Origin of the sequence: Paraburkholderia sp. Ac-20336 (assembly GCF_017105025.1) — a bacterium.
Taxonomy (GTDB): Bacteria; Pseudomonadota; Gammaproteobacteria; order Burkholderiales; family Burkholderiaceae; genus Paraburkholderia.
This window is the reverse complement of record NZ_JAAGPS010000121.1, coordinates 1-21,873: the sequence shown is the minus strand read 5'-3', so window position 1 is coordinate 21,873 and position 21,873 is coordinate 1. Positions and strand designations below refer to the sequence as shown.

General features: G+C 60.2%; 17 protein-coding genes and 4 pseudogenes. 10 read left to right on the top strand and 11 right to left on the bottom strand.

Features of this window, described 5'->3' with window-relative positions; genetic code table 11:
• The coding region (locus tag GXB81_RS25180) for a DUF3400 domain-containing protein (RefSeq protein ID WP_205990623.1) at positions 1-481 on the top strand (481 nt) is incomplete at its 5' end.
• A 9-nt stretch (positions 482-490) separates the two neighbouring features.
• On the opposite strand, the gene GXB81_RS25175 is transcribed toward GXB81_RS25180, so the two are convergent.
• Positions 491-1,207, bottom strand: a complete 717-nt coding sequence (locus tag GXB81_RS25175) for a thioesterase (RefSeq protein ID WP_205990622.1) — start codon at positions 1,205-1,207, stop codon at positions 491-493.
• A 507-nt stretch (positions 1,208-1,714) separates the two neighbouring features.
• Here GXB81_RS25175 and GXB81_RS31575 point away from each other — a divergent pair.
• Both GXB81_RS31575 and GXB81_RS31570 read left to right on the top strand, forming a co-directional pair.
• Positions 1,715-1,984 (top strand): annotated as a pseudogene (locus tag GXB81_RS31575) (transposase DNA-binding-containing protein); the annotation flags it as partial.
• 158 nt (positions 1,985-2,142) lie between these two features.
• Complete coding sequence (locus GXB81_RS31570; RefSeq protein WP_241016506.1) at positions 2,143-3,195, top strand: hypothetical protein; 1,053 nt, start codon at positions 2,143-2,145, stop codon at positions 3,193-3,195.
• A 170-nt stretch (positions 3,196-3,365) separates the two neighbouring features.
• Here the strand turns inward: GXB81_RS31570 and GXB81_RS25165 are convergent, their stop codons facing one another.
• Positions 3,366-3,785: a hypothetical protein gene (locus GXB81_RS25165; RefSeq protein WP_205990621.1), complete on the bottom strand. Its 420-nt coding sequence runs from the start codon at positions 3,783-3,785 to the stop codon at positions 3,366-3,368.
• Between the two features lie 230 nt (positions 3,786-4,015).
• Here GXB81_RS25165 and GXB81_RS25160 point away from each other — a divergent pair, with 230 nt between their 5' ends.
• On the top strand, positions 4,016-4,864 hold the full coding sequence (locus tag GXB81_RS25160) for a glycosyltransferase family A protein (protein ID WP_167044014.1): 849 nt from the start codon (positions 4,016-4,018) through the stop codon (positions 4,862-4,864).
• 697 nt (positions 4,865-5,561) lie between these two features.
• Here GXB81_RS25160 and GXB81_RS25155 read toward each other — a convergent pair.
• Positions 5,562-5,828 (bottom strand): hypothetical protein, encoded by a 267-nt coding sequence (locus GXB81_RS25155; protein WP_167044017.1) that lies wholly within the window; start codon positions 5,826-5,828, stop codon positions 5,562-5,564.
• Positions 5,829-6,362: 534 nt separating this feature from the next.
• On the opposite strand from GXB81_RS25155, the gene GXB81_RS25150 reads away from it, so the two are divergent.
• The 6 genes and pseudogenes from GXB81_RS25150 to GXB81_RS25125 all read left to right on the top strand — a co-directional run bounded on the left by GXB81_RS25150 (position 6,363) and on the right by GXB81_RS25125 (position 16,398).
• Positions 6,363-7,898 carry a catalase gene (locus GXB81_RS25150; protein WP_167044020.1) on the top strand — a complete coding sequence of 512 codons (1,536 nt, stop codon included), beginning with the start codon at positions 6,363-6,365 and terminating at the stop codon, positions 7,896-7,898.
• Between the two features lie 167 nt (positions 7,899-8,065).
• Positions 8,066-8,638 carry an ankyrin repeat domain-containing protein gene (locus tag GXB81_RS25145; protein ID WP_241016505.1) on the top strand — a complete coding sequence of 191 codons (573 nt, stop codon included), beginning with the start codon at positions 8,066-8,068 and terminating at the stop codon, positions 8,636-8,638.
• A gap of 775 nt (positions 8,639-9,413) precedes the next feature.
• Positions 9,414-10,922 carry a hypothetical protein gene (locus GXB81_RS25140; protein ID WP_205990619.1) on the top strand — a complete coding sequence of 503 codons (1,509 nt, stop codon included), beginning with the start codon at positions 9,414-9,416 and terminating at the stop codon, positions 10,920-10,922.
• Between the two features lie 228 nt (positions 10,923-11,150).
• Positions 11,151-12,826 (top strand): annotated as a pseudogene (locus GXB81_RS25135) (site-specific integrase).
• Positions 12,823-15,800: pseudogene (locus tag GXB81_RS25130) on the top strand (Tn3 family transposase). The pseudogenes GXB81_RS25135 and GXB81_RS25130 overlap by 4 nt, the downstream one beginning before the upstream one ends.
• 124 nt (positions 15,801-15,924) lie before the next feature.
• A complete protein-coding gene (locus GXB81_RS25125) occupies positions 15,925-16,398 on the top strand; it encodes a hypothetical protein (protein ID WP_205990618.1) in 474 nt (157 codons plus the stop codon).
• A gap of 83 nt (positions 16,399-16,481) precedes the next feature.
• On the opposite strand, the gene GXB81_RS25120 is transcribed toward GXB81_RS25125, so the two are convergent.
• The 8 genes and pseudogenes from GXB81_RS25120 to GXB81_RS31565 all read right to left on the bottom strand — a co-directional run.
• Positions 16,482-16,934, bottom strand: a complete 453-nt coding sequence (locus GXB81_RS25120) for a GNAT family N-acetyltransferase (RefSeq protein WP_205990617.1) — start codon at positions 16,932-16,934, stop codon at positions 16,482-16,484.
• Positions 16,931-17,332 carry an HrpB1 family type III secretion system apparatus protein gene (locus GXB81_RS25115; protein WP_167044036.1) on the bottom strand — a complete coding sequence of 134 codons (402 nt, stop codon included), beginning with the start codon at positions 17,330-17,332 and terminating at the stop codon, positions 16,931-16,933. Before GXB81_RS25115 ends, GXB81_RS25120 begins: the two co-directional genes overlap by 4 nt.
• Before the next feature lie 105 nt (positions 17,333-17,437).
• On the bottom strand, positions 17,438-17,971 hold the full coding sequence (locus GXB81_RS25110; RefSeq protein ID WP_205990616.1) for a hypothetical protein: 534 nt from the start codon (positions 17,969-17,971) through the stop codon (positions 17,438-17,440).
• Positions 17,972-18,103: 132 nt separating this feature from the next.
• A complete protein-coding gene (locus GXB81_RS25105) occupies positions 18,104-18,493 on the bottom strand; it encodes an HrpB1 family type III secretion system apparatus protein (RefSeq protein WP_167044042.1) in 390 nt (129 codons plus the stop codon).
• Between the two features lie 53 nt (positions 18,494-18,546).
• Positions 18,547-19,353, bottom strand: a complete 807-nt coding sequence (gene sctT / locus GXB81_RS25100; RefSeq protein ID WP_167044045.1) for a type III secretion system export apparatus subunit SctT — start codon at positions 19,351-19,353, stop codon at positions 18,547-18,549.
• 65 nt (positions 19,354-19,418) lie between these two features.
• A complete protein-coding gene (locus GXB81_RS25095) occupies positions 19,419-19,904 on the bottom strand; it encodes a type III secretion system protein (RefSeq protein WP_167044048.1) in 486 nt (161 codons plus the stop codon).
• Positions 19,905-19,941: 37 nt separating this feature from the next.
• A complete protein-coding gene (gene sctN / locus GXB81_RS25090) occupies positions 19,942-21,243 on the bottom strand; it encodes a type III secretion system ATPase SctN (RefSeq protein WP_240159078.1) in 1,302 nt (433 codons plus the stop codon).
• Positions 21,244-21,355: 112 nt separating this feature from the next.
• Positions 21,356-21,873, bottom strand: a pseudogene (locus GXB81_RS31565) (hypothetical protein); the annotation flags it as partial.

The following is a 21,873-nucleotide window of genomic DNA, read 5'->3' as shown; positions in this document are numbered from 1 at the left end:
CGACATCCACGAGTTTCTGCTGGAGAAGGGCATCAGGCTCGATGGCGTGAACGGCGTGCGCTACATGTACCACGACCCGTGCCACACGCCGATCAAGACGATCGACCCGGTCAAGCTCGTCAATCAGTTGATGGGTTCGGAGCACGACGGCTACAGGATCGAGAAGAACGATCGCTGCTGCGGCGAGTCGGGCACGCTGGCGGTTACGCGTCCCGACATCTCGACGCAGGTGCGTTTCCGCAAGGAAGAGGAATTGAAGAAAGCAGCAGGGCGCTTTCGTGCCGAAAAGTTTGGTGGTAACGTGAAGGTCCTCACCACGTGCCCAGCGTGTCTGCAGGGTCTCTCACGCTATGCAGAAGACGCAGACATGAGCTCAGACTATATTGTTGTAGAAATGGCGAGAAAAATATTGGGCGAAGAGTGGCTCGCAAACTACGTCAGCGAGGTGAATCGAGGCGGTATTGAACGTATCTTGGTGTAGACCACCAGTTCAGGCCAAGTCTTGATCGAGCGTTGCGTGTATCCATGACAGGTCGGCGAGAATATAAGACATCACTTCAGCCGCTGATGTATGGATAAAGAAGTGTCCTCCATCGATGAGCCGCAGCTTGAATGGTCCGTCGCTATACGCTTCCCACGCACAGAGTGACGAAAGTTCGACATCGCTATCGTGCCTTCCTCCGAAGACTGATAACCTCCCGGGTAATGTAAAGGGGGCATTCGCGCGATAGCGTTCGGCAATTCGCAGATCCGAGCGAATCGCCTTCAGGAAGGGCCCTAGCCATTCTGGTTGTGCAACAAGCTCGATGGGCGTGCCCCCCATTTCCACGAGACGCTGGATGAGTTCATGCTCAGGCAGCATGTGGATGGGGTTGTCGCGCGGTCCGATATGAGGCGCACGATGCGCCGAGCAGAACATGTGCAATGGAGGGGGCTTCCCTCTCCGCACCACTTCGCGCACGAACTCGACACTCACGATGCTGCCAAGGCTATAGCCGAACGTTGCGTACGGTTTGGTCAGAAGCGGGAAAGTCGCGTCAATCAGCGCGTCGACCATTTCGCTGAGGTCGCTGACAGGCGGCTCGAAAAATCTCGTCTGACGTCCTGGGGGCTCAACTGCGACGACTTCGATATAGTCGGGCATCGCTGATGCCCAGCGTCGATAAAGGGCAGCCCCACCGCCAGCATAAGGGAAGCAGAACAACATGATTCGGGCTTCAGGACGCGGCGTGTGCCTGATCAACCAGGGTGTCTTTTTGACGGGCATGTTTGCGCAAGCGACTAATCGATGAGAAACGTGCCGACGCAACGAGTCATTTGTGCGCAGGAGCAGTCACAATCGATAGCATAAGTGCAGACGTCTATCCCGTCTCCCGTCTTTTCGTACAGGGTCGAGACTTGATGAGGTGATGATGGCTCTGAAGTGATAGGCCATGTCCGCTACCTGGCGAGGGCTTGAGCAATTGTCAAGTCTGGTGCATGCGGGCGGACAGACAGGCATGATCAGACCGCCCGCAGAGTGCTTTCAATCACCGGGGTTCCGTCCTTGAAAGCATGTCGTTATACACAATGTCACCACCGGTCCGCGGTGGCGAGAAAGGTCGTTTACCTTCAATGACATAGCGCCGCGCTTGTAAGCTGTCGGCGTTTGCCGTTTACTCTCCGCTTTTGAGCGGACGCCTTGGTCACGGAATCGACGCCCTAGACACAAACGGAATTCGAGCAACTGGACCTTGGCGACGCGCGCCTGAACAAGCGAGCGAGGCTTTTGATGGAAAGGATGGCGGTCGACCCGACGGCCAGCGTGCCGCAGGCATGTCATGGTTGGGGCGAAACGATAGCGGCGTACCGCTTCTTCGATAACGAGAAGGTCCAGTGGCATGCGATTCTGGAGCCGCATTGGCAGCAGACGCAAAAGCGGATGCAAACGCATCAGGTCGTGCTCTGTCTACAAGACACTACCGAGCTTGATTTCAATGGTCAGGATGCGCTCGGATTCCTGAGTTCCGGTCGGACGGGAACCTGCGCACGCGAGTCAGAGCGGCCCTCGATGCCCTGGCGGAGAGTGGCGTCCTCCGGTTTCCGGCTACGCGCTCAGGCTGGGATGCCTACGGGACCCCGAAACTGCCACAATGGGCGATCGTGGTGCGCGAGAAGGTCGAAAAACCCGACTTTTCCGCGGTCAACTGGCTTCCCGAATTGTCGTTCGCCACGGGAGTATTGCGGGCGTCGCAACTGGAGAAACTCCAAGTCATCAACCAGTTTCTCATTGAGCGTCGTCACCAGCTCACGGTGACCTTGCCATTTCGGGAGCGTGCTTTGGAGATCTTTGGCGACGAGAAGGCCTTTGACGGCGTGGTGAAGGGAGATCTGCTGTACGGAAAAATACCATTGTCCGCGATCGGGGCGTGTAATCCAGAACCGCCGTTGGCGCGGGAGGATTTCGTCGGTTCAAGCGGTGCTCTCCTGGTTCTCGAGAACCACCATACATACTGGTCCATGCTGCAGTGGAACCAAGAAGCGTTGCGGTATCGTTCAATAGGCTACGGTAGCGGGAATACGATCCTTAAGTCCGCGCGAGCTATTGGTGATGCTCTCGCGCGCAGCGGCGCACCCTACGCCGAATATTTCGGCGATCTGGACCCGACAGGTGTCTACATTGCTTCAATGCTGGATCGAGGTTTGCGCGAACAGGGCTCGCCCTCGCTTCAGGCAGCGGGTCCGTTCTATCGCTGGCTGTTGGCGAACGGGCGGCGCAGGCCGCTCGGCGGTGACAAGCGGATCAGCGTAGGAAGTACCGTAGAGTGGCTGCCTCCCGATTTGCTTGAGGAGGTCAGGCTTCTGTTTGAGACGGGGCAGTGGATTCCACAGGAATCACTCTCGCTGCATGTCCTTCAAAACGAGCTGTTTGTGTCGTTAGTTCCGGAAGTGCGGTGGGGTCATACGAGAGCTCTTCCTGATACGCTGAACAGCATTGCACGTCTGCTATTGCCGAAGCCTTCGGCAGACTCTGAGCCTCAGCAGGTTGGGGCGACTGCAATAACTCGCAAGCCACGGCAGCGCCACCTCGCCGAGGCTTTTGACAACCCGCGATCGCGCCGGCCCTCGAGGTTCGCCGACTACTTCTGTATAGCGATTAAGACGAGGGCGCATGCTGACGGTTCACGGTTAGATAGCTGTGTTGCGTCAACGTAGCGCTACTGAATCGGACGTCTTGGCGTGAAGCGCCACCAGCGTAGCTCATTGGTTATCAGAGTCGTTGCAGGCAGGCAGCAGCATTTGACTCGACAGACGGTACCTGTTCGATTCGTTATTTCCTGTGGACGCCATCTTCGCTACCGTTGCCAATTCGGTCCCAGTCTTTTTCAGGCAGCCCGTTTGAACGCACCGCAACGCGCTTGGGTGGGCCAGACAAGGGACGGAGCGACCGTATGCGCAAATCCCGTCAACGCGTGGCTGGCGGGCGTTTCCTCCGATTTGTTCCTGATCTCTACAGCCAGATCCGGCGCACTAAAGTACAGAAATGTCGGCAGGCTCATAGACTGACAGAAATCCGTGTGGAAAGAGCCGAAACTGCCTCTTTCTGTCATTTCCCCCTGATTTCTGTACAAACAGGCTGGATTGCCTCCCACATTTCTGTTCCGTCGATCCAAATGACGATTCCACCCAAAGTCTCTATGAAACGGCCACGGCACGCTTTTTCCACCTAAAAGACCATTTATCTGTTCCAGAGCGCCAATGCGGCAATTCCAGAAAACATTAGGTGGTTTTTTCAGGAATTCCATAGCAACTTTGCGTTGATCCTCTGCGGAAACACGACATCTGAATTTTGGACTCACAAATTTATGGTTGATAATTAAGATTATGTAAAATTAAATAAAACCTCCCAATACCCCCCATCCGACACACCACACCCACCCAAACCACCCGACCCTCGCCAGCACATCAATCAGCTAGAATTCTTCAGAAGAAAGCCGCTAAAAAAGCGGCTCAAATAATAAAACTCAAATAGGCCATGTCTAAAGTCTCCATCGTCGTTCCCTGCTTCAATCAGGAAGCGTTCATTGCCGAAGCCCTCGAATCGGTGCTGGTGCAATCCTACGGCGACTGGGAATGCATCATCGTGAATGACGGCTCTACCGATGGCTCTGACGCCATTATTCGGCAATACGCAAAGAAGGATCGCCGGTTTCTGCCTTTTCTCAAGGATAACGGCGGCGTTGCTGCGGCTCGCAACTTTGGTTTTACTCAGGCGTGCGGCTCACTCTTTGTGCCGCTCGATGGCGACGACAAACTGCACCCGGACTATCTGCGCCGAGTCGTCGAGCGCTTCGAGGTCCAGCCCGATACCGTGCTCGTGTATACCGGCACGCAACGTTTTGGCGAGAGTCGCAAGGTGTGGCGCTTGCCAACATATAGCTACGAAAAGCTGCTCTGGCAAAACATGATCGTCAACACGGCTATTTACCGGCGTGAGGCGTTTCTGGCCGCGGGTGGCTACTCTCCGGAAATGATCTTCGGCTTTGAAGACTGGGAATTCTATGTACGACTTCTGAACCCCGAATCCAAAGTCCAATACATTGACGCGCCGCTGCTTTTCTATCGCATCAAGAAAAGCTCGCGATCGACTGAGCTGGTCGAAAGAGACAAGATCAAGGAGTCGCAGCGACTGATCTATGAGCGCAATCGCGCGAAGTATGCTCAGTATGAGGCCAATCCCATCAACGTCTTCGGCAAGTGCATGAAGGACTTCGCCCCTTCGTATACGGCGCGCTATAAGCGCCAGGCCTGCTACATGCACGCTGCGTACGGCATCGCGATTGCCTTCCTGCTCGCAACGGTGGGCGTACTGCTCACGCGCTAACATGAGCATCACAATCGCGCGCCTCGTTCGGGTAGTACGCCGAGGCCGGGAATATCTTTGTTGCCGGTTATCACCAGAGCGCGTGAGTCACTTTGGATAGTGCGCGCGGAATGAACAGGCACGAGCATGGCGAAGACGACAAAGTGCCGGCCTGCGAGGGACGTGTGTCCACGAGGCTATCCACGCGCGATAACCTTCACTACGCCTCGATTCATTAAACATCAGGTGCATGCATGACGAATGCACGGTGTAAAGATCGAATAGTCGTCAGCGCAATAGCAAATCACTTATGCACATGCAAGTGTACGAGTGTCCCCAATTCGCGCTTCCTGCAAATGCGAATAGTCGTTCATATATACGAAGCTCGATTTGATTTCCTTAGAGGCGCAAGCAAACCTTGGCGGCCGCCATGCTGCCATTGACGCTGGCGTCTACAACGAGAACGGCTGGCTTGCCGGACTCCTGTTTTGCGGCGAATTGCAAGTCAACTTGTATATGGCAGTGTTCTCTATTCACGCTTTCTGAGAATACGAATAGTAGTTCTTATACGAGGAACTCGATTTTAGATAGGCCCCACCGTCAAATTCTTGGCGAGCGCGTAGCGCTCATCCTTGGCACGAGAAACGGATGCCGACATGCACTTCACCGCCACGCTGTAGATGCTCTCGCGCAAATTCGATGCGAGTGATGAGATTCTCTACGTCATCCCGCTCGCAACCCAGGTACGGATTCGTTCGTTGATGTCCTGCAATTGTCGCAGCGACGCACGGCGCATCATGTCAGCGATTTGGCCCGGTGGAATGTTGGTGAGTGCCGATACCGTGGCGTTCAGCCTCGCCTGGAATTCGCGTACGCGTTCGCCGCTGTCCCGGCGATACTCCGGCGACTGGGGATGGGCCGGATTCGCTGACCGTCCGGGATCCGTCGGCGAATAGGGCGTGGCGGGTAGATTGCTGGTACGCATGGCGAAAGACACGGGTTCAAAGTTGAGTCGAATGTACTCGCGTCAGTCGACTACGCGGTTCTTGCGGCGAAGCGCGGTCGCGTATTCCGAAGGGGCGTGAGCCGAATAAGATGTGCGTCCGGTTCCGCCGGCTCTATTGCATTCTCGTCAAATGTACAAGGTTAACTTTGTCCGCTTTTGTGACACGTAAGCTATCGGGGCGCCGTTTCCGCTTGTGCGTGGGTGCCGGCACGCTCATCGCAACAATCACATCGAGAATGAATGGGTTGCGGCGAATGCCAAGCATAAAGATCAGCCAAGTCGCCAACGCAATAGCAAGTCAATTTGCATATACCAGTGCTCGAGTGTTCTCTATTAAAGCATTTCTGAAAAATGCGAATAGTATTTTTTATGCGAGAAGCTCGCGTTGATTTGCCTGGATTCGCAAGCAACTATCGCGTCAATTTCGATTTTCAATTGGACGCCAGTCGGTCCTTTTCGTCTAATTAAGCGGATTTTTAAGTAGCCGAAAATTGACGCCGGAGAACAATCGAAATGTCAGAAAGAACGAAGCGAATCGCGAAGAGTCTCGTGGCCGCAACCTGCGCCGCGATGATGTCGTCTCCCTATGCCGCCGATATGACGCGCGATAACGGATCGCCGGTTGGCGACAACCAGAACTCGCAGACGGCCGGACCGGAAGGTCCGGACACGCTGCAAGACTCGCATCTGATCGAAAAACTGCAGCGCTTCGATCGTGAGCGTATTCCCGAGCGCGTCGTGCACGCGCGCGGCACCGGCGCTTTCGGCGACTTCGAGAGCACTGCCGATATCAACGACCTGTCGATCGCGCAAGTGTTCAAGCCCGGCACGAAAACACCTGTTTTCGTGCGCTTTTCGACGGTCATGGGCTATCGCGGCTCGCCGGAGCAGGCACGTGACCCGCGTGGCTTCGCGATCAAGTTCTACACGACCCAGGGTAATTGGGATCTGGTGGGCATCAACATGCCGATCTTCTTTATTCGCGATGCCATCAAGTTTCCCGACTTCGTGCATGCCAACAAGCCGAGTGCCGTGACGGGCGTTCAGGACGCTAACCTCGCGTTCGACTTCTTCTCGCATGCGCCCGAAGCGACGAACATGCTCACGCACCTGTACACCACGGAAGGCATGCCGGATTCGTATCGCCACATGGACGGCTATGGCGTGCATGCGTTCAAGCTTGTCAACGCGCAGGGCCAGGTGCACTACGTGAAGTTCCACTTCAGGAGCGAGCAAGGCATGCATGGTATCCGCCCGCAGGATATCCCCGGCTCGATCGGCGCGGACTGGAACCTGATGACGAACGATCTGTACCACGCAATCAAAGCGGGAGACGATCCGAAATGGGACCTGTATATCCAGGTGCTGAATCCGCAGGACCTGAACAAGTCCGACTATGACGCGCTCGACGACACGAAGATCTGGAGCAATGTGCCCGAGCGCAAGATCGGCACGCTGACCCTCAATCGCGTACCGGATAACTACTTCGAAAGCACCGAGGAATCGGCGTTCGCGCCGTCGCGGATGGTGCCTGGTATCGAGCCGTCCGAGGACCGCATGCTGCAAGGCCGGATGTTTGCCTATGCGGATACGCAGATGTACCGTCTCGGCGCGAACTTCAATAGCCTGCCGATCAATCGCCCGCGCGTGCCGGTTGTGAACAACAACCAGGACGGCAAGATGAACTTCGGCGACCGCAAGGGCGAAGTGAATTACGAGCCTTCCACGCTCGGCGAGATTCCCCAGGACCCACGCTACAAGTACGTGCAGACGCCGCTTTCCGGCACGACTCAGCAAATGGCGATCCGCAAGACGCTCAACTTCCGGCAGGCGGGCGAGTACTACCGCACCCTTTCCGAGCAGGACAAGCAGGATCTGGTGACGGCGCTGTCCGGCGACCTGAACCACGTGACCAACGACACGAACAAGTACACGATGCTCTCGTACTTCTACAAGGCCGATGCGGATTACGGCAGCCGTCTGGTAGATGCGACGCACGCGGACTTGCCGCGCGTGAAAATGCTTGCCTCGAAGCTTTCGGATAAATAGCCGCTAGAAAACGGCGGAGACGGCTGTATGGTCTCCGCCGGTTCAAGGTGTATTAAGGCTTGAAGTTGTGCCGCCTATTCAAGCGGAGAATCATTGCGATGAACCCCTTCCGATCTATTCTGCCCCCTGTGCTTCGCGTGATGGCCATGGCCTGCGTGGCCGTTGCCATGGCAGGTTGCGCATCGACACCGGTGGCCGCGACTACCGGTGCTCACCCGGAGCTGCGCCGCTACGACGAAGAATGGTTCGACGCGGCGCGTATCGGACGCGTCGATATTCTGCAGGCGCTCGTTGCCGCGGGCTACCCGATCGATGCGACGACGCACGAGGGCTATACGGCGGTGATACTCGCGGCCTACCGGCATCAGCCTGAGGTACTCGAGTATCTGCTGCGCACGGGCGCGAATGCATGCACGGGTGACCAGCACGGCAATACCGCGCTGATGGGCGTTCTCTTCAAAGGAGATACGGCTCTGGCCAGGCGCCTGATCCAGACGCACTGTCCGATCGATCAGACCAACAATGCCGGCGAAACGGCGCTCGCCTTCGCCGCGTTGTTTGGACGGGTCGATCTGGTGCCGCAACTCGTCGCGCACGGAGCGAATCTCGAGCATGCCGACGAGCTCGGACGGACCGCGTTGCAGATCGCGGTTCAGCAAGGTAATGCCACGACCATTACCGCATTGGAAAAGGCCGGCGCGCAGCACGTTCCCGATCCGGCGATGTACAACCATCCTTGAAATCAGAACGCGAATCCGTTCGCTTCGGATCTTGCACCGGCTTTTCGCCTCACCGGATCGTTGCGCTTCGCACGCCGAATACACTGTGTCTCCGGCACAGAGGTTTGCCCGTTCCGCAACGATATAGAGAACACCTATGCCTACCCGTTCTATCCGTGGGAACAGCCAGACCCGCTCCCCTGCCGGCAAACACTTTGAGAACGACTCCCCTGCCCGCCAGAGCGAGACTTCAGCACGATCCGGCGTACGTCGTATGCCGGAACTCCTGACTCGATTGGGCGAGAAAAAAGCTCCGCGTCCTGAATCTACAACGGGTAAGGTCCCGGTCAAGCGGGTACAGACAAACGACACGGTCGAACCGACCAGAGGGTCGGCCGGGATTCGCAAAAAATCCGCCACACCTCGACATAAAATGATGATTCAAATGGGAAATTGACTGCCTGATTGGTCAAGGGAGCCGAGCAGATCGTTCCCAGGCTGCTGATGTGCCCCGTACGGCGAAAGCACCTCGACAACATTATTGAGCAAGTTGAGATTGAAGCGGAAGTATCGGTGTAATGGGCAATTGCCACTCGACGCGGGGACAACGAAAGCCGTGGAACGGTGATTTGTTCTCCTTTCTCGCTCATAAGTACCCCATCGGTTCGCGAACTGAGTTGGAGGTTCGGCCACCAAGAAGCCCATCGGCGATGGATGCCGGCAAACTCGGCGTGCGGCTGGTTTCGTCGTCTTCACGTGTCATTGAGGATAGGCTAGCCATGCCCCTGATGCTGCCGTGTCAATACTGTTCACCGCCATGAAATCCCGAGAAACCTCAGCTTCCAGTTCCCAGTTTCCCAGCACACCCTCGGCCTCGAACGAGGCTTGTGCCCGCGAATCGCTTACGGGGACATCATCTCAAGCGCGGCCGCAGGCATCGGGGGCGCTGTCTCGGCTCATGCAGATGCGGCGACAGCGTGGCAGCGCGTCCGAAGCTCCGCCGCCGAAGGCCCATTCGGCGGCACCTGCTGACTTACGGCTGCATGCCGCAGTAAGGCGCGCCGATGCTACTGCCATACGCGAGCTTGTCGATTCAGGCCTGAAACCCGTTCACCTGAACGATAACCGTCAGACACCGCTCGACGTGCTCGACTCAATGGCTCTCGATGTGGCGTCGAGCCAGCTAATCCGTAGTGCGTTGTTGCACTCCCAGAACGAATCGGCGCCGCTTGGCTACGTCAAGCCGGAAGCGTTCCACGGGAGTCCATGGGGCTTCGAGATTCTGCTGTCGGGTGAATTGAGGGGGGGAGTCAATGATACGAAGGGCGGCACGCAATCCCTCGAAGGCAAGGTGTTCTTCTCCGACCGAACACCGACGTCGCCCAGCGAGCCGACCACACGCACCGACTTGCGCAAAAACGCTCGCATTTATTCGAACGGCTCTGGGTGGAAGGCCACCACCGCAAGTAGCCGCGGATTCCAGTATCGGATGGTGCAAGCCATGCTTGAGGGCATAAAGCAGAAAGCGCCGCTGAATATGCAGGGTGCGCCTGAAACGATCGAGGCGCAAACCGCGGACGATATTTGGCCACAGATTGTCGGTCATTTGGGACAGGTATTTCACAAGACCGGGTCGTTCGAAGGACCCGAGTTCGAGCACGCTACCCTGAATAAAATGTTTGAGGCGATACAACTCCCGTCCTCGCTCACGCTTAAAGTCGCGCAAACGCCTAGCCACGTGGTTCAGGGACGAGAACTATATGAACTTTATGGACGGGCAGCCACGCAGTTGAAGCAACAGTTCGAAAACGGCAAGACACCGTTTCTTGCCGTGATCAACGAGGGACGTATGGTGCCGGTGGTGTTTGGCTTCGAGAAAGTGTCTGGCCTGCAATCCCACACTATTGAGTACATGCCTCCCAAGGGTCCCAAAAGCTATTCTTACCAGAGCGTAAATCATCCGCTAACGGGCTCCGACGCGGGCGGCAAGCTGAAAGAGATCGAGGTGCGCGACCTGGAGGACCTTGCAACTCTCAGCCTTGCCTGCCTGGCGCGTGGCGTAGCGATCCCCGAGGACGCAACCATTCGTCTGAAGAAACGGGCACTTCGAGCGCCGAAGGCCCACTATTTGACGTCAACCCAACGGGCGCAGTTCGAGGCGGCAATCATTGGGGCGTTGTCTCACAAGACGGGAAATTCCCCCAAAGAAATGCGTTCCGTCATCGAGAATGCGTCGATTGAGCAGTTGCAAGTATTTAATGCATATCTGAGAAGTCTGCCATTGACGAAGTTCTCTGTTGCTTGACGACACGTTATCGAGTCGGCGTCGCAGCGTTTCCTGCAGTGCAGTGGCGAGGAGTATGCGATACGCCGTTGGACTCGGGTAGTTGGCAAGTGCAATGGCGGCAATCGGCATCTATGTCGCTAACTTATATTAGCGATAGGGGTATATTTTCTTGCCAAACTGCCAGTTTACGAAACGCGTCACGTCCGGCCGTCATGCCACTGTCATCCCGGCACCTATAATTTCTGGATGCCCATCTCACACCCGCTGCCCTTTCCCGACTCTGCGTCTCTGGCTGCATTGCGCACCTGGTACGCAGGCGTCGGCTCGCGCGAAGCCGTCGAACACTATTGTCCCGAGCAGCTTGGCGACGGGAAATCGGCCCGCGGCGTGATTGGTTGTATCCGACGCCAACTCATCGATTTTGCCGTCAGTCGTCATCGCGACGATCTGGCGAAACTGTTTCAGTGCGAAGCAGGCGAACGGACTCGTCACTGCAAGGCAGTGGCGAGCGCCATAGACGTGCTGCCATCGCTACTGATACCGCACCCAAAGATCAGCGACCCAATCGATGCGTGGCTGCCGTCCCGGGCCGTCGCCGCGTTGCGTGCGCACGGCATCAGGACGCTGGCAGACCTGACAGTGCGAATTCCCCGTCGCCGTCGCTGGTGGCTCGCCATTCCCAGTCTCGGGGAGCGCAGTGCCCGCCGGGTCGAAGCCTTTTTGCGGCTTATCCCGCGCTGACGGAGCGGGCTCGTGCGCTGATCGTGGCGGCCACCCCGGAATCCGTGACGCCGTGGGAAAACATCCGCGTCCCGCATGACGTCGACGGTTCGCACGGCATCTTCCGTGCGCCGAAGTCGATGTGCGCACTTGAGGCCAATAACGATTATCAGGCTATCAACGCCTGGCTCGACCGGCACGAAGCCACGGAAACGCAGCGCGCCTATCGCAGGGAAGCCGAACGCCTGCTGCTCTGGGCGATCCTCGAGCGCGGCCGCGCCTTGTCGTCGCTGACGAGTGAAGATGCGACCACCTATCGCACTTTCCTGCGTCACCCCACGCCGCGCGCCCGGTGGGTCGCACCAGCGCGGCCGCGGTCGTCGTCCGAATGGCGGCCGTTCACGGGCGCACTGTCGCCGGACTCCATCGCCTACGCACTATCGGTGCTGGGTGCAATGTTTCGCTGGCTTATCGAGCAACGGTATGTGCTGGCCAATCCGTTTGCGGGCCTCAAAGTACGCGGCGCGCCGCACAACGGTGAATTGAACATCGCCCGCGCCTTCACGGCTGGAGAGTGGGAGTTGGTACGAACGATTGCCGATGGGCTGGAATGGTCCCATGACTGGACGACACCGGCCGCGCAGCGTCTGCGCTTCGTACTCGATTTCGGTTACGGAACCGGCCTTCGGGCAGCCGAACTGGTTGGCGTCACGCTCGGCGGTATCGAAATCGGCGCGCGCGGCGAGCGATGGCTGCATCTGACCGGCAAGGGCGCGAAGATCGGCAAGGTTGTGCTGCCGCCACTCGCGCGTTTCGCGCTTGATCAGTACCTGGTGCAACGCGGCCTGACCGTGAACCCGGCGCGATGGCCGCCGAATACGCCACTGCTCGGGCATCTCGATGCACCCGGCGGAATCACCACGCCGCGATTGAGGGAGATTCTGCGCCGGTTCTTTCACGCGGCTGCCGACAGCATCGAAGTCGATCACCCAGCACTCGCCGGCAAGCTGCGGCGCGCAACGCCACATTGGATGCGCCACACGCACGCCACCCATGCGCTGGCGAATGGCGCTACGCTCACGACCGTGCGCGACAACCTGCGTCACGCGTCGATTACCACGACCTCGGTCTACCTGGACGACGACGAGGTCCAGCGCATGCGGCAGATCGAGGGAATCTTCGCGCGGCGCAGAGCAAGGTGACGATCGCTCACGATCCGATCTATCCGGCGCTGCCGGCAGCGCCAAGTGCTGCGGAGCTCGACGCATTCACACCGACTGCAGCCGAAATGCGTTACGTACGCCGCCAGGTCCGCCAGGAGTCGACCACAGTGCTGCTCATGGCGCAGATGAAGCTGCTGCAGCGGCTCGGCTATTTCCCAATGCTAGTCGACGTACCGACCGTGATCATCGACCACCTTCGCGCCGCGCTTCGTGCGGGTCCGCTACCGCGAGCGGTCATCGCTCGCTACGATCAGTCCGGTGCGCGAATTCGGCACCAGAAGCTGCTGCGCGACCATCTGGGCATACACCCGTTCGGCGGCGACGAAATCGGATGGCTGACCGACCTCGCGCGCGAGGCCGCGCAAACGAAAGCCGAGCTGCCTGACATCGTTAATGTCCTGATCGAGGAACTGGTGCGGCGTCGCTACGAGCTGCCGCCGCTCGCGCTGCTGCAACGAATTGCCACACAGGGGCGTCGTGCCGTCAACGAGGCGATCTACCGGGCCATCGGCGGCCAACTCGATGGCGCGTTGCGGACTCGCCTCGACGCGTTGCTGGTCACCAAAGGCGGCAAATCCGGCTGGGAGGAGCTCAAACGTGAACCGAAGAAGCCAACCACGCGCGCCGTTGCGGCCTTCCTGAAACACATCGACGGCATCCGGGCGCTCGCCGACGGATTGCCGCCACTGCCATCGATGCTGTCGGCCAGCAAACGCGAACAGCTCGTGATCGAGGCGCGTGCGCTCGACGTTGCGGAATTGCGCTCGCTGCGGACCAACAAGCGCTATGCGCTTGCCGTCCTGTTTATCCAGGCGCAGCTTCAGAAGGCGCTTGACGACGTTGCCGAGATCTTCATCAAGCTCATGCGCAAGTATGAAGTCTATGCGAAGACGGGGCTGCAAAAATACCGGCTCGACCACGCGGAGGCGGTCGACGGCCTGGTCGGGCAATTCCGGGACGTACTGCAAATCCTGCAAGACGACGAGGTGCCGGAGCGCAAGCGCTTGGCGCAAATTCGTGCGGCACTCGGTGATCCGGCCGCGACGCTCGCGCAGTGTAATGATCACATCGCCTACGCCGGTAATTTCGATCTACCGTTCATGCTCGTGCCGTACAAAACCCAGCGCTCGCTGCTGTTCCAGTGCCTCGATGCGCTGCCATTGCGCTCGAGCTCGCAGGACCGCGCGGTGCTGATCGCGCTCGCGTGGCTGCAGGGCTTCAGGGCGGCCCACCGCGAATACCTGTTGCTGACCGAGACCGACCTCGCTAACCTGCCGCTCGAATGGATGCCGGAGAAATGGACGCGTGCCGTATTTCCACACGGCCGGGACAGCCGCATGCTGCATCGGCGCTTCTTCGAGCTGTGCGTGTTCCACCAGATCATGCGCGAGTTGAATTCGGGTGATCTCTTTGTCGAGGCCAGCGATCGCTACGACGATTATCGGATCCACCTGGTCTCCGACGAAATATTCCAGCGCGAACTACCGCGCTACTGCGAGACCATCGGCTTGCCGACGGACGCCAAGACCTTCGTGAAGGCGTTGCGCGATCAACTGAGCGTGGCACTCGACGACACCGATGCCCGGTTTCCGGAGAACGACAGCGTCGAGTTTGGCAACGACGGGCTAATCATCCACAAGCCCGGCAAGGAGCCCGAGCCGCCGAACATTACCCTAATCGATCAGGCCATCAAGGCGTCGATGCCCGAAGTCAGTATCCTGGATCTCCTCACCGAAACCGAGCAGTGGCTCGACCTGCACAAGCTGTTCGGGCCGCTATCCGGCTTCGACGCCAAGCTCGACGAGCCGCGCAAGCGTTTCATCAGCACGCTGTTCTGCTACGGCTGCAATCTCGGCCCGAGCCAGACCGCTAAGTCGGTAAAGGGGCTGAGCCGCAAGCAGGTCGCATGGCTGAACCTGAAGCACGTCACCGAGGAGCGACTCGACAAGGCAATCGTGAAGGTGATCAACGCGTACAATCAGTTCGCGTTGCCGAAATACTGGGGCAGCGGCAAGCGCGCGTCGGCCGACGGCACCAAGTGGAGTCTATACGAGCAGAATCTGCTGTCCGAATACCACATCCGGTATGGCGGCTACGGCGGGATCGGCTACTATCATGTGTCGGACATGTACATCGCGCTGTTCAGCCACTTCATCCCGTGTGGCGTGCATGAAGCGGTCTATATTCTCGACGGACTGATTGAGAATGGCGCCGACATTAAGCCCGTACGATCCACGGCGATACGCAGGCGCAGAGTGGCGCCGTGTTCGGTCTGTCGTACGTGATGGGCATCGATCTGATGCCGCGCATGCGCAACATCAAGGACCTCGTCCTGTACAAGGCCGACAAGCGCCGCAAGTACGAGAACATCGACAGCCTGTGTCGGCAGACGATCGACTGGAATCTGATCGAGCGGCACTATGCCGACATGATGCGCGTCGCGGTGTCGATCTAGGCGGGCAAGATGACGCCGTCGACGATCCTGCGCCGGCTTGGCTCAGAAAGCACAAAGAATAAACTGTACTTCGCGTTTCGCGAATTCTGGCGCGTAGTACGGACGTTGTTCCTGCTCAAGTACCTGAACGACCCGGAGCTGCACCGCACGATCCACGCACAGACGAACAAGAGCGAGCAGTTCAACGACTTCACGCAATGGTTGATGTTCGGCGGCGAAGGCGTGATCGCCGAGAACCTGCGGCACGAGCAGCGCAAGATCATCAAGTACAACCACCTGGTCGCGAACATGGTGATCCTGTACAACGTGCAGTGGATGTCGCGCAAGCTGAAGGAGTTGCAGGAGAAAGGGCATCCGATCGACGCCGAGGTGCTCCGGAGCCTGTCGCCGTATCGGCACGAGCACATCAACCGGCTCGGCGACTATCTGCTGGACCTGCTGCGGCCCGTTTTACCGCTCGACCCGACCATCGATTTCGCCTTTAAATCAGCAGCTTAGGTCGAGATGTGGCGGATTTTTTACGAATCCCGGCCATACCTCGACCAGGCCCATCACCGAACAGGAAGACTGTATCTTCCGCTTCGAGGAATGGTCTAACTCGCTTCCCAAGGATGAATCGAAGATGGCGCGATTCGTGACGAGAGTCACGACGAAAGCTTCGGAAAAACTTCGACACGCGCCAGCACGCCAGGAAGGGGAGCTCTTCTTTGTCACGCGTCTTTCCGAAGAGGGGCACCAGGGGCATGTCATACGTAACCAGTTTATTCCGTCACGGCGTCAGCTCAATAGCGGACATCTCCTCATCGCTAACGCCAACGATAAGGAAAAGCAACGCTGGTATTTCTATCCCAACAGCGATCATCCGTTCGCTCCGGAGTCCGCTCAGGACGAGCACGCCCGGCCTGGCAAACTGATGGTGATGGACGCCAGCGGGAGCACCGTGGCACAGGAGAACTTCACGCCTTCCAGATCACAACTGGAGAGCGGGAAATATTTTCTCGATCATCACGAAGGCGTCAACAACTGGTACTTGATAGACGACTTCGCGAGCGTCTTCCCGGACGCCGTGACAGATCAGCCTGAGCAACAGGGCTGAAGCGCTTTCAAGCATACGAAGCGCGGCTCACTGCAGCTATCTTCAGGCATGCAAAGCAATGAGTCACAATCGGAGCCTGTCCGTCACGCTCTCTGAGCCGCCAAACACCGCCGCTTCCGCGCAAGACCGCGTGCATCGACTTCGTGCGCGCGCAGTCGATGCACGACTTCGCCGTCCTCGATGCCGAGCCGCTGCCAGCCGCAATGTTCGATAAACCTGAGCGCCTTCGGGTTGTCGGCCGGCGTGCGCAGCAGGATCTCGTCCTTGAGGCTGAAGAGCCACGCGAGCGTCGGCCCGAGCAGCAAGCCCCAACGGCCGTGATGCGACGGCAGCACCGCGATGTGTGCCGATTCGCCGTCGAAGATCACGCCGCCGATCGGCTGCCCCGCTTCCTCGAAGCCGACCGACGGGCAGTCCGCATAGAACGCCGCGAACACCTCGCGCGTCACCACGCTCAGCATCGCCTCGGACGCACTGCTTCGCTCCGCGTCGTAATAGACGTTCAGATCCACCCGTTCGGTCAAGCGCAGGTTCATGACGCGCTCGCGAGCAAGCCGGTCGGCTCCGGCTGTTCCAGCAGATGAGTCATCGCACACCGGATGTGCTCGTGCGGAGAGTTCTCCACCAGGTCAGCCGCGCGGCCCTTCCAGTTCGGGTCCTGCAGGAAGAACAGGCACAGGACCCGCAGATCCGGACGGAAATCCTCGTCGAATTCGTTCAGCAGATGCAGCGCGTTCAACGCCCAGCCGCGCTGGATCGCGATCAGCACGCGGAACACGACGACATCCTCCTGCTCCATCGAAACGCGGTTTTCCTGCGCGAGCGTCTCGAGACAGGCCTGCGCCTTGTCCAGTTCGTCGTCGCCCAGCGCGTGCAGCATGCCCAGCGTCAGCGAGATGCGTCGCTCGCGGGCTTCATCGATTGCTTCGTTCATGGTCTTTCTCCTCGCGGCCTCGCCGTCGCGTCGATACGTATCGATCCGTGCCGACTCGCGAACCCGTCGAACCTCGTGGCCCGACGAACGGCGTCACGGCCTGGCTCATCCTTCGAACTGGGCCTCGGCGCTTTGCATCGTCAGTTCCTTGCCGGCATGCAGCATCACCTGTCCGGTGCCGCCGGCGATCTCGGCCTCGCCCGCGCCAGGCACGAACAGCAGGGCGGCCGGCGCCACGTTGCCCAATCCCTGCGCGATCTCGCCGACGTTGCCGGTCATGATGCCGCCGCCGATCTGCGAGGCGCCGTCGATGCCGTCGTTCACGATGTTGGTAGCGCTATTGAACGTGCCGTCGACGAAGTTCTGCGCAGACGGGCCGGCCACGGCGGACAACGCGATGCCGAGCGGCAGCGTGTTCATCGCCAGGTCAACCGAGCCGTCCGCGGTTTCGGCGACGCCGCTGACCGTCTGCTTAAGGCCCGATTCGAATTCGTTCGCCCCCGATTTCATCAGGTCCGGATTGGCGGTCAGCGCACCGCCGACCACCTTGAAGGCGCCGCCGACGTCCTTGCCGATACCTTCGAATGTATGTTTGATGCCGTCGCCGATTTTCTCGAAGGCATGTTTGATTCCGCTCATGACGAATTCCCCTGATAGTGTGAAATGCATGTGGTCCAGATCACACGATGCCCTCCTTCGCGGCGCGACGCCGGGCGAACGCGAAGCACGGAGTGCCGATGCGAAGCGTGGAACGCCCGCGCCGCGAAGCAGTTACCGCAGCGTGACGTCCGGCGCCAACAGCAGCGCCTGCGCGATTCGTGTCGCCATCGGCTCGTCGTCCCGGTACGCGGCCGCATACGCGTAGGTGCGCCACGTCGGGTCGCCGAGTGCGTACAGACAGACGGCGGTCAGCGCGATACCGCGCGACGGCAGCTGGCCCGCGCGCTCGACCTGCCGCAGCTCGCGCAGTGCCTCGCTCCACGCGCGTGCGCGCACGTGGAGCGAGGCGAGCACGACCCGGGCGCCATCGTGATCCGGCCGCATCACGGCAACCGCATCGAGCAGATCCCGCACGTCCGCCGGCGTGCCGAGCGTGGTGCCTGCCCACAGCACGCCGACCATGCCCGACAGGACCCTGTCGTGCTCCGTCGTTGCCGTCATCGCCCACCTTCCGTCTCCGCGCGCGTTCGATTCCGGGTCCACGTTCCGCCGCGTCATTTGGCGCCCGCCAATGCTTTTGCTTCGACTCCGACGTTCGCGAGCGTCAACTGGTCGCGCACCTGATCGATGAAGATGCCGGCCAGCAGCGCGAGCATCAGGATCGTCAGCCCGCCCTTCAACGGCTGCGCGAGCGAATGCAGATCGAGCTTCTGCGACACCTTGCCGGTGAAGCCGAAGCCGATGTCGATCAGCAATAGCAGCACCATCATCGGCGTCGCGAGCTTCGCGACCGTCTCCATCAGCGAGTCGGTTTTCATCAGCACGAACGACTCGATAACCTTCGTGCTCGCCGGCGTCAGATCCTGGATCGGCCACCACGTGTATGAGTCGTAGACTGCGCCGAGCAGGAACGTCATTCCGCCGAGAGTCCAGAATGCGGTGATCGCGAACAGGCTCAGCAGCGTCGAGGTCAGCGACGTCTGCTGCCCCTGGCTTGGGTTCTGCATCTGGACCTGGTTGAAGCCCGTCAGATCGTCGACGTAGGTGCCGACGGCTTCGGCCGCCCAGAACACGCTCGACGCCGCGAAACCGAGCACGACGCCGATCAGCGCTTCCTTCAGGCCAACGGCGACGAGGATCATCGAATCGCCCTGCTCCAGCAGGCCGCGCTGGCCGTACGCGACGAAGCCGCCCCACAGCAGCGCGAGCGCGGTGCGCACGCGCCCCTGCACGACGCTGTCCGAGGTCGGCGGGAACATCATCAGCAGCACCATCAGCCGTTCGCTGCACAGGCCGAGGATGATCATGTAGCGGACCAGTTGGTGGCTGGACTCGATCGACGCGTAAGTAATATCGCTCATGGCGGATCAGGTTCGGGAAGGCGCCGGGCGCGGCGCGGGGCAACGCTTGGGGAGCGAATCAGAAATCAGAACAGCAGCTGAGGCCGCCGCGTTTCAGATACTTCGTCATCCTGCGAATCCTCAATCTCCCGTTCCCGCTTCTTGATGAGCGCCTCGCGGCGCTTCGCATAGATTTCGATCCGCGCGCGGTTGCGCAGGATCTGGGTGCGCGCGTCGCCGATCTGCGCCTCTTTCGCGTCGAGCGCCGCGCGTGCCTGACTGGCCTGCGCTTCCAGCGCCGCGTGATGCTCGGCCGCATGCGAACGGAAATCGCGCAGCTTCAGCAGATCGTCGGCGCGAAATCGCGTACCGCCAAGCATCGTGTCGATCTTGCCGTCCTGGTTCGCGAGTTCCGCCGCCTGCGCATCGGCCGCGCCGCGCCGCTCGTCGAGCGCGCCGGCGAGCGCCTGCGATTCGCCGCGCAGCCCCGTCAGAGCCGAATTCAGCTTGCGGTCCAGCTTGCGCCGCCGCGACAGCACCCGCTCGAATGCCACGACCTGTCTGTCCTTCATCGTCGTCTCCCAATCGTCCGTATCACCGTTTGCCCGCTTACGATTGCACCAGATCGAACAGCATCGCGATCGTGTCGCCCGGATCGACGAGATCGTCCGTCGCCTGGCCGAGGAACGCGCGGATCGCGTCGATCTTCGCGATCGCCTCGTCGGCGAGCGGATCGGTGCCCGCCTGGTACTCGCCGACCTGCAGCAATAGTTCGACTTCCTTATGTTTTGCCATCAGCCGGCGGATATGTCCCGCCGCCGCGACGTGGTCGCGCCCGACGATCTGCGTCATCACGCGCGACAGGCTGCCGAGCACGTCGATTGCCGGGTAGCGGTTCTGCGCGGCGATCTCGCGCGACAGGATCATGTGGCCGTCGAGAATCCCGCGTACTTCCTCGGCAATCGGGTCGCCGCCCGATTCGTCCTCGGCGAGCACCGTATAGAGCGCCGTGATCGAGCCGTGCTTCGAGCGGCCGGCGCGTTCGAGCAGGCGCGGCAGCTCGGCGAAGATCGACGGCGGAAAGCCCCGCCGCGTCGGCGGCTCGCCCATCGCGAGGCCGATCTCGCGCTGCGCGCGCGCGAAGCGGGTCAGCGAATCCATCATCAGCAGCACACGCATTCCGCGGTCGCGGAAATACTCGGCGACCGCGGTGGCCGCGTACGCGGCTTTCGCGCGCTCGATCGACGAGCGGTCGGACGTCGCGCAGACCACCACCGAGCGCGCCATGCCCTCCTCGCCGAGAATATCCTCGACGAACTCGCGCACTTCCCGGCCGCGCTCGCCGATCAGCGCGATCACGTTGATGTCGCAGCGCGCGCCGCGTGCGAACATGCCCATCAACGTGCTCTTGCCGACGCCGGCCGGCGCGAAAATGCCCATGCGCTGCCCCTCGGCGAGCGTCATCATGCCGTCGACGACGCGCACGCCGGTCGGCATCGGCGTGTCGATCACCGGGCGCGACATCGGATCGGGCGGATCGGCGATCACCGGCTGCCACTCGTCGCAGTCGAGTTCGCCCTTGCCGTCGATCGGCTCGCCGAGGCTGTCGATCACGCGGCCGAGCAGCCCGTTGCCGATCCGCAGCGACAGCGGACGCTTGAGGCCGATCACGCGGGTCGCGCGCGACACGTTGCCGAGCCGCCCGAACGGCGACAGCAGCGCGGTGTCGCGGGAGAAGCCGACCACCTCGGCGCGCTGCAACAGTTCGCCTTCCGGCGAACGCAGCTCGCACAGCTCGCCGAGCGTCACATCGAGGCCCGCCACGCGCACCAGCGTGCCGATCACTTCCTGCACCTTGCCGCACGCGACCGACGCGGGGCTCGCGCGCAGTTCACGCTCGATCGCGTTCATCAGATTCGAAAAGCCGCCGCCGGCGTCGTTCCAGCCATCGGTGCCGTCGGTTGCGTCGCGCAGGTCGTCGGTATCGTCAATCATGTTTCGGATTCCTGTTCAGGGTCTCGCGTCACGCGGCCAGCGTCGCGTCCTCGGTCTCGCCGTCGTCGTCATAGGTACTGTCCGGCGTGGGGTGATCGTGATACGTGGTCGCTTCGTCGGGCAAGTCGGCGGCGTCGAACCCGGCGTAGTGGTTGTCGTGTGCGTCTTCATGGCCGTACGCGTCGTTGTGGTCTTGCGCGTCTTCGTTGTCGTACGCGCCTTCGTTACCGTATGCGTTGTTGTCGTGCGTGTCGCCAACGCCGGAGTGTTCGTCATCACCACCGTGATCGTCGCCGATACCGTTACCGCCGCCATTGCGCTCGCCGTCACCCCGCCCCGCCATTGGCTGCCCGCCGTTTGCCTCAACCGGTTCGTCTTCGAATTCCGACTCGGGCACACTCCGCACCGCGCGGGCCAGCGCGCCGCGCATCGCGGCGAGTTGCAGCGGCAGGCTCGCGTCGAGCGCGCCGAGATCGGTTTCGATCACGCACGCGCCCCGTTCGAGTGTCGCGTCGCCGCGCGCCAGCAGCCGCACCGCGATGCCGT

Bases quoted from the DNA above. Each gene is read 5' to 3' on its own strand.
- GXB81_RS25175 (WP_205990622.1), bottom strand. From the start codon at position 1,207: ATGTTGTTCTGCTTCCCTTATGCTGGCGGTGGGGCTGCCCTTTATCGA.
- GXB81_RS25165 (WP_205990621.1), bottom strand. From the start codon at position 3,785: ATGGAATTCCTGAAAAAACCACCTAATGTTTTCTGGAATTGCCGCATT.
- GXB81_RS25160 (WP_167044014.1), top strand. From the start codon at position 4,016: ATGTCTAAAGTCTCCATCGTCGTTCCCTGCTTCAATCAGGAAGCGTTC.
- GXB81_RS25155 (WP_167044017.1), bottom strand. From the start codon at position 5,828: ATGCGTACCAGCAATCTACCCGCCACGCCCTATTCGCCGACGGATCCC.
- GXB81_RS25150 (WP_167044020.1), top strand. From the start codon at position 6,363: ATGTCAGAAAGAACGAAGCGAATCGCGAAGAGTCTCGTGGCCGCAACC.
- GXB81_RS25145 (WP_241016505.1), top strand. From the start codon at position 8,066: ATGGCAGGTTGCGCATCGACACCGGTGGCCGCGACTACCGGTGCTCAC.
- GXB81_RS25125 (WP_205990618.1), top strand. From the start codon at position 15,925: ATGGCGCGATTCGTGACGAGAGTCACGACGAAAGCTTCGGAAAAACTT.
- GXB81_RS25120 (WP_205990617.1), bottom strand. From the start codon at position 16,934: ATGAACCTGCGCTTGACCGAACGGGTGGATCTGAACGTCTATTACGAC.
- GXB81_RS25115 (WP_167044036.1), bottom strand. From the start codon at position 17,332: ATGAACGAAGCAATCGATGAAGCCCGCGAGCGACGCATCTCGCTGACG.
- GXB81_RS25110 (WP_205990616.1), bottom strand. From the start codon at position 17,971: ATGAGCGGAATCAAACATGCCTTCGAGAAAATCGGCGACGGCATCAAA.
- GXB81_RS25105 (WP_167044042.1), bottom strand. From the start codon at position 18,493: ATGACGGCAACGACGGAGCACGACAGGGTCCTGTCGGGCATGGTCGGC.
- sctT (WP_167044045.1), bottom strand. From the start codon at position 19,353: ATGAGCGATATTACTTACGCGTCGATCGAGTCCAGCCACCAACTGGTC.
- GXB81_RS25095 (WP_167044048.1), bottom strand. From the start codon at position 19,904: ATGAAGGACAGACAGGTCGTGGCATTCGAGCGGGTGCTGTCGCGGCGG.
- sctN (WP_240159078.1), bottom strand. From the start codon at position 21,243: ATGAACGCGATCGAGCGTGAACTGCGCGCGAGCCCCGCGTCGGTCGCG.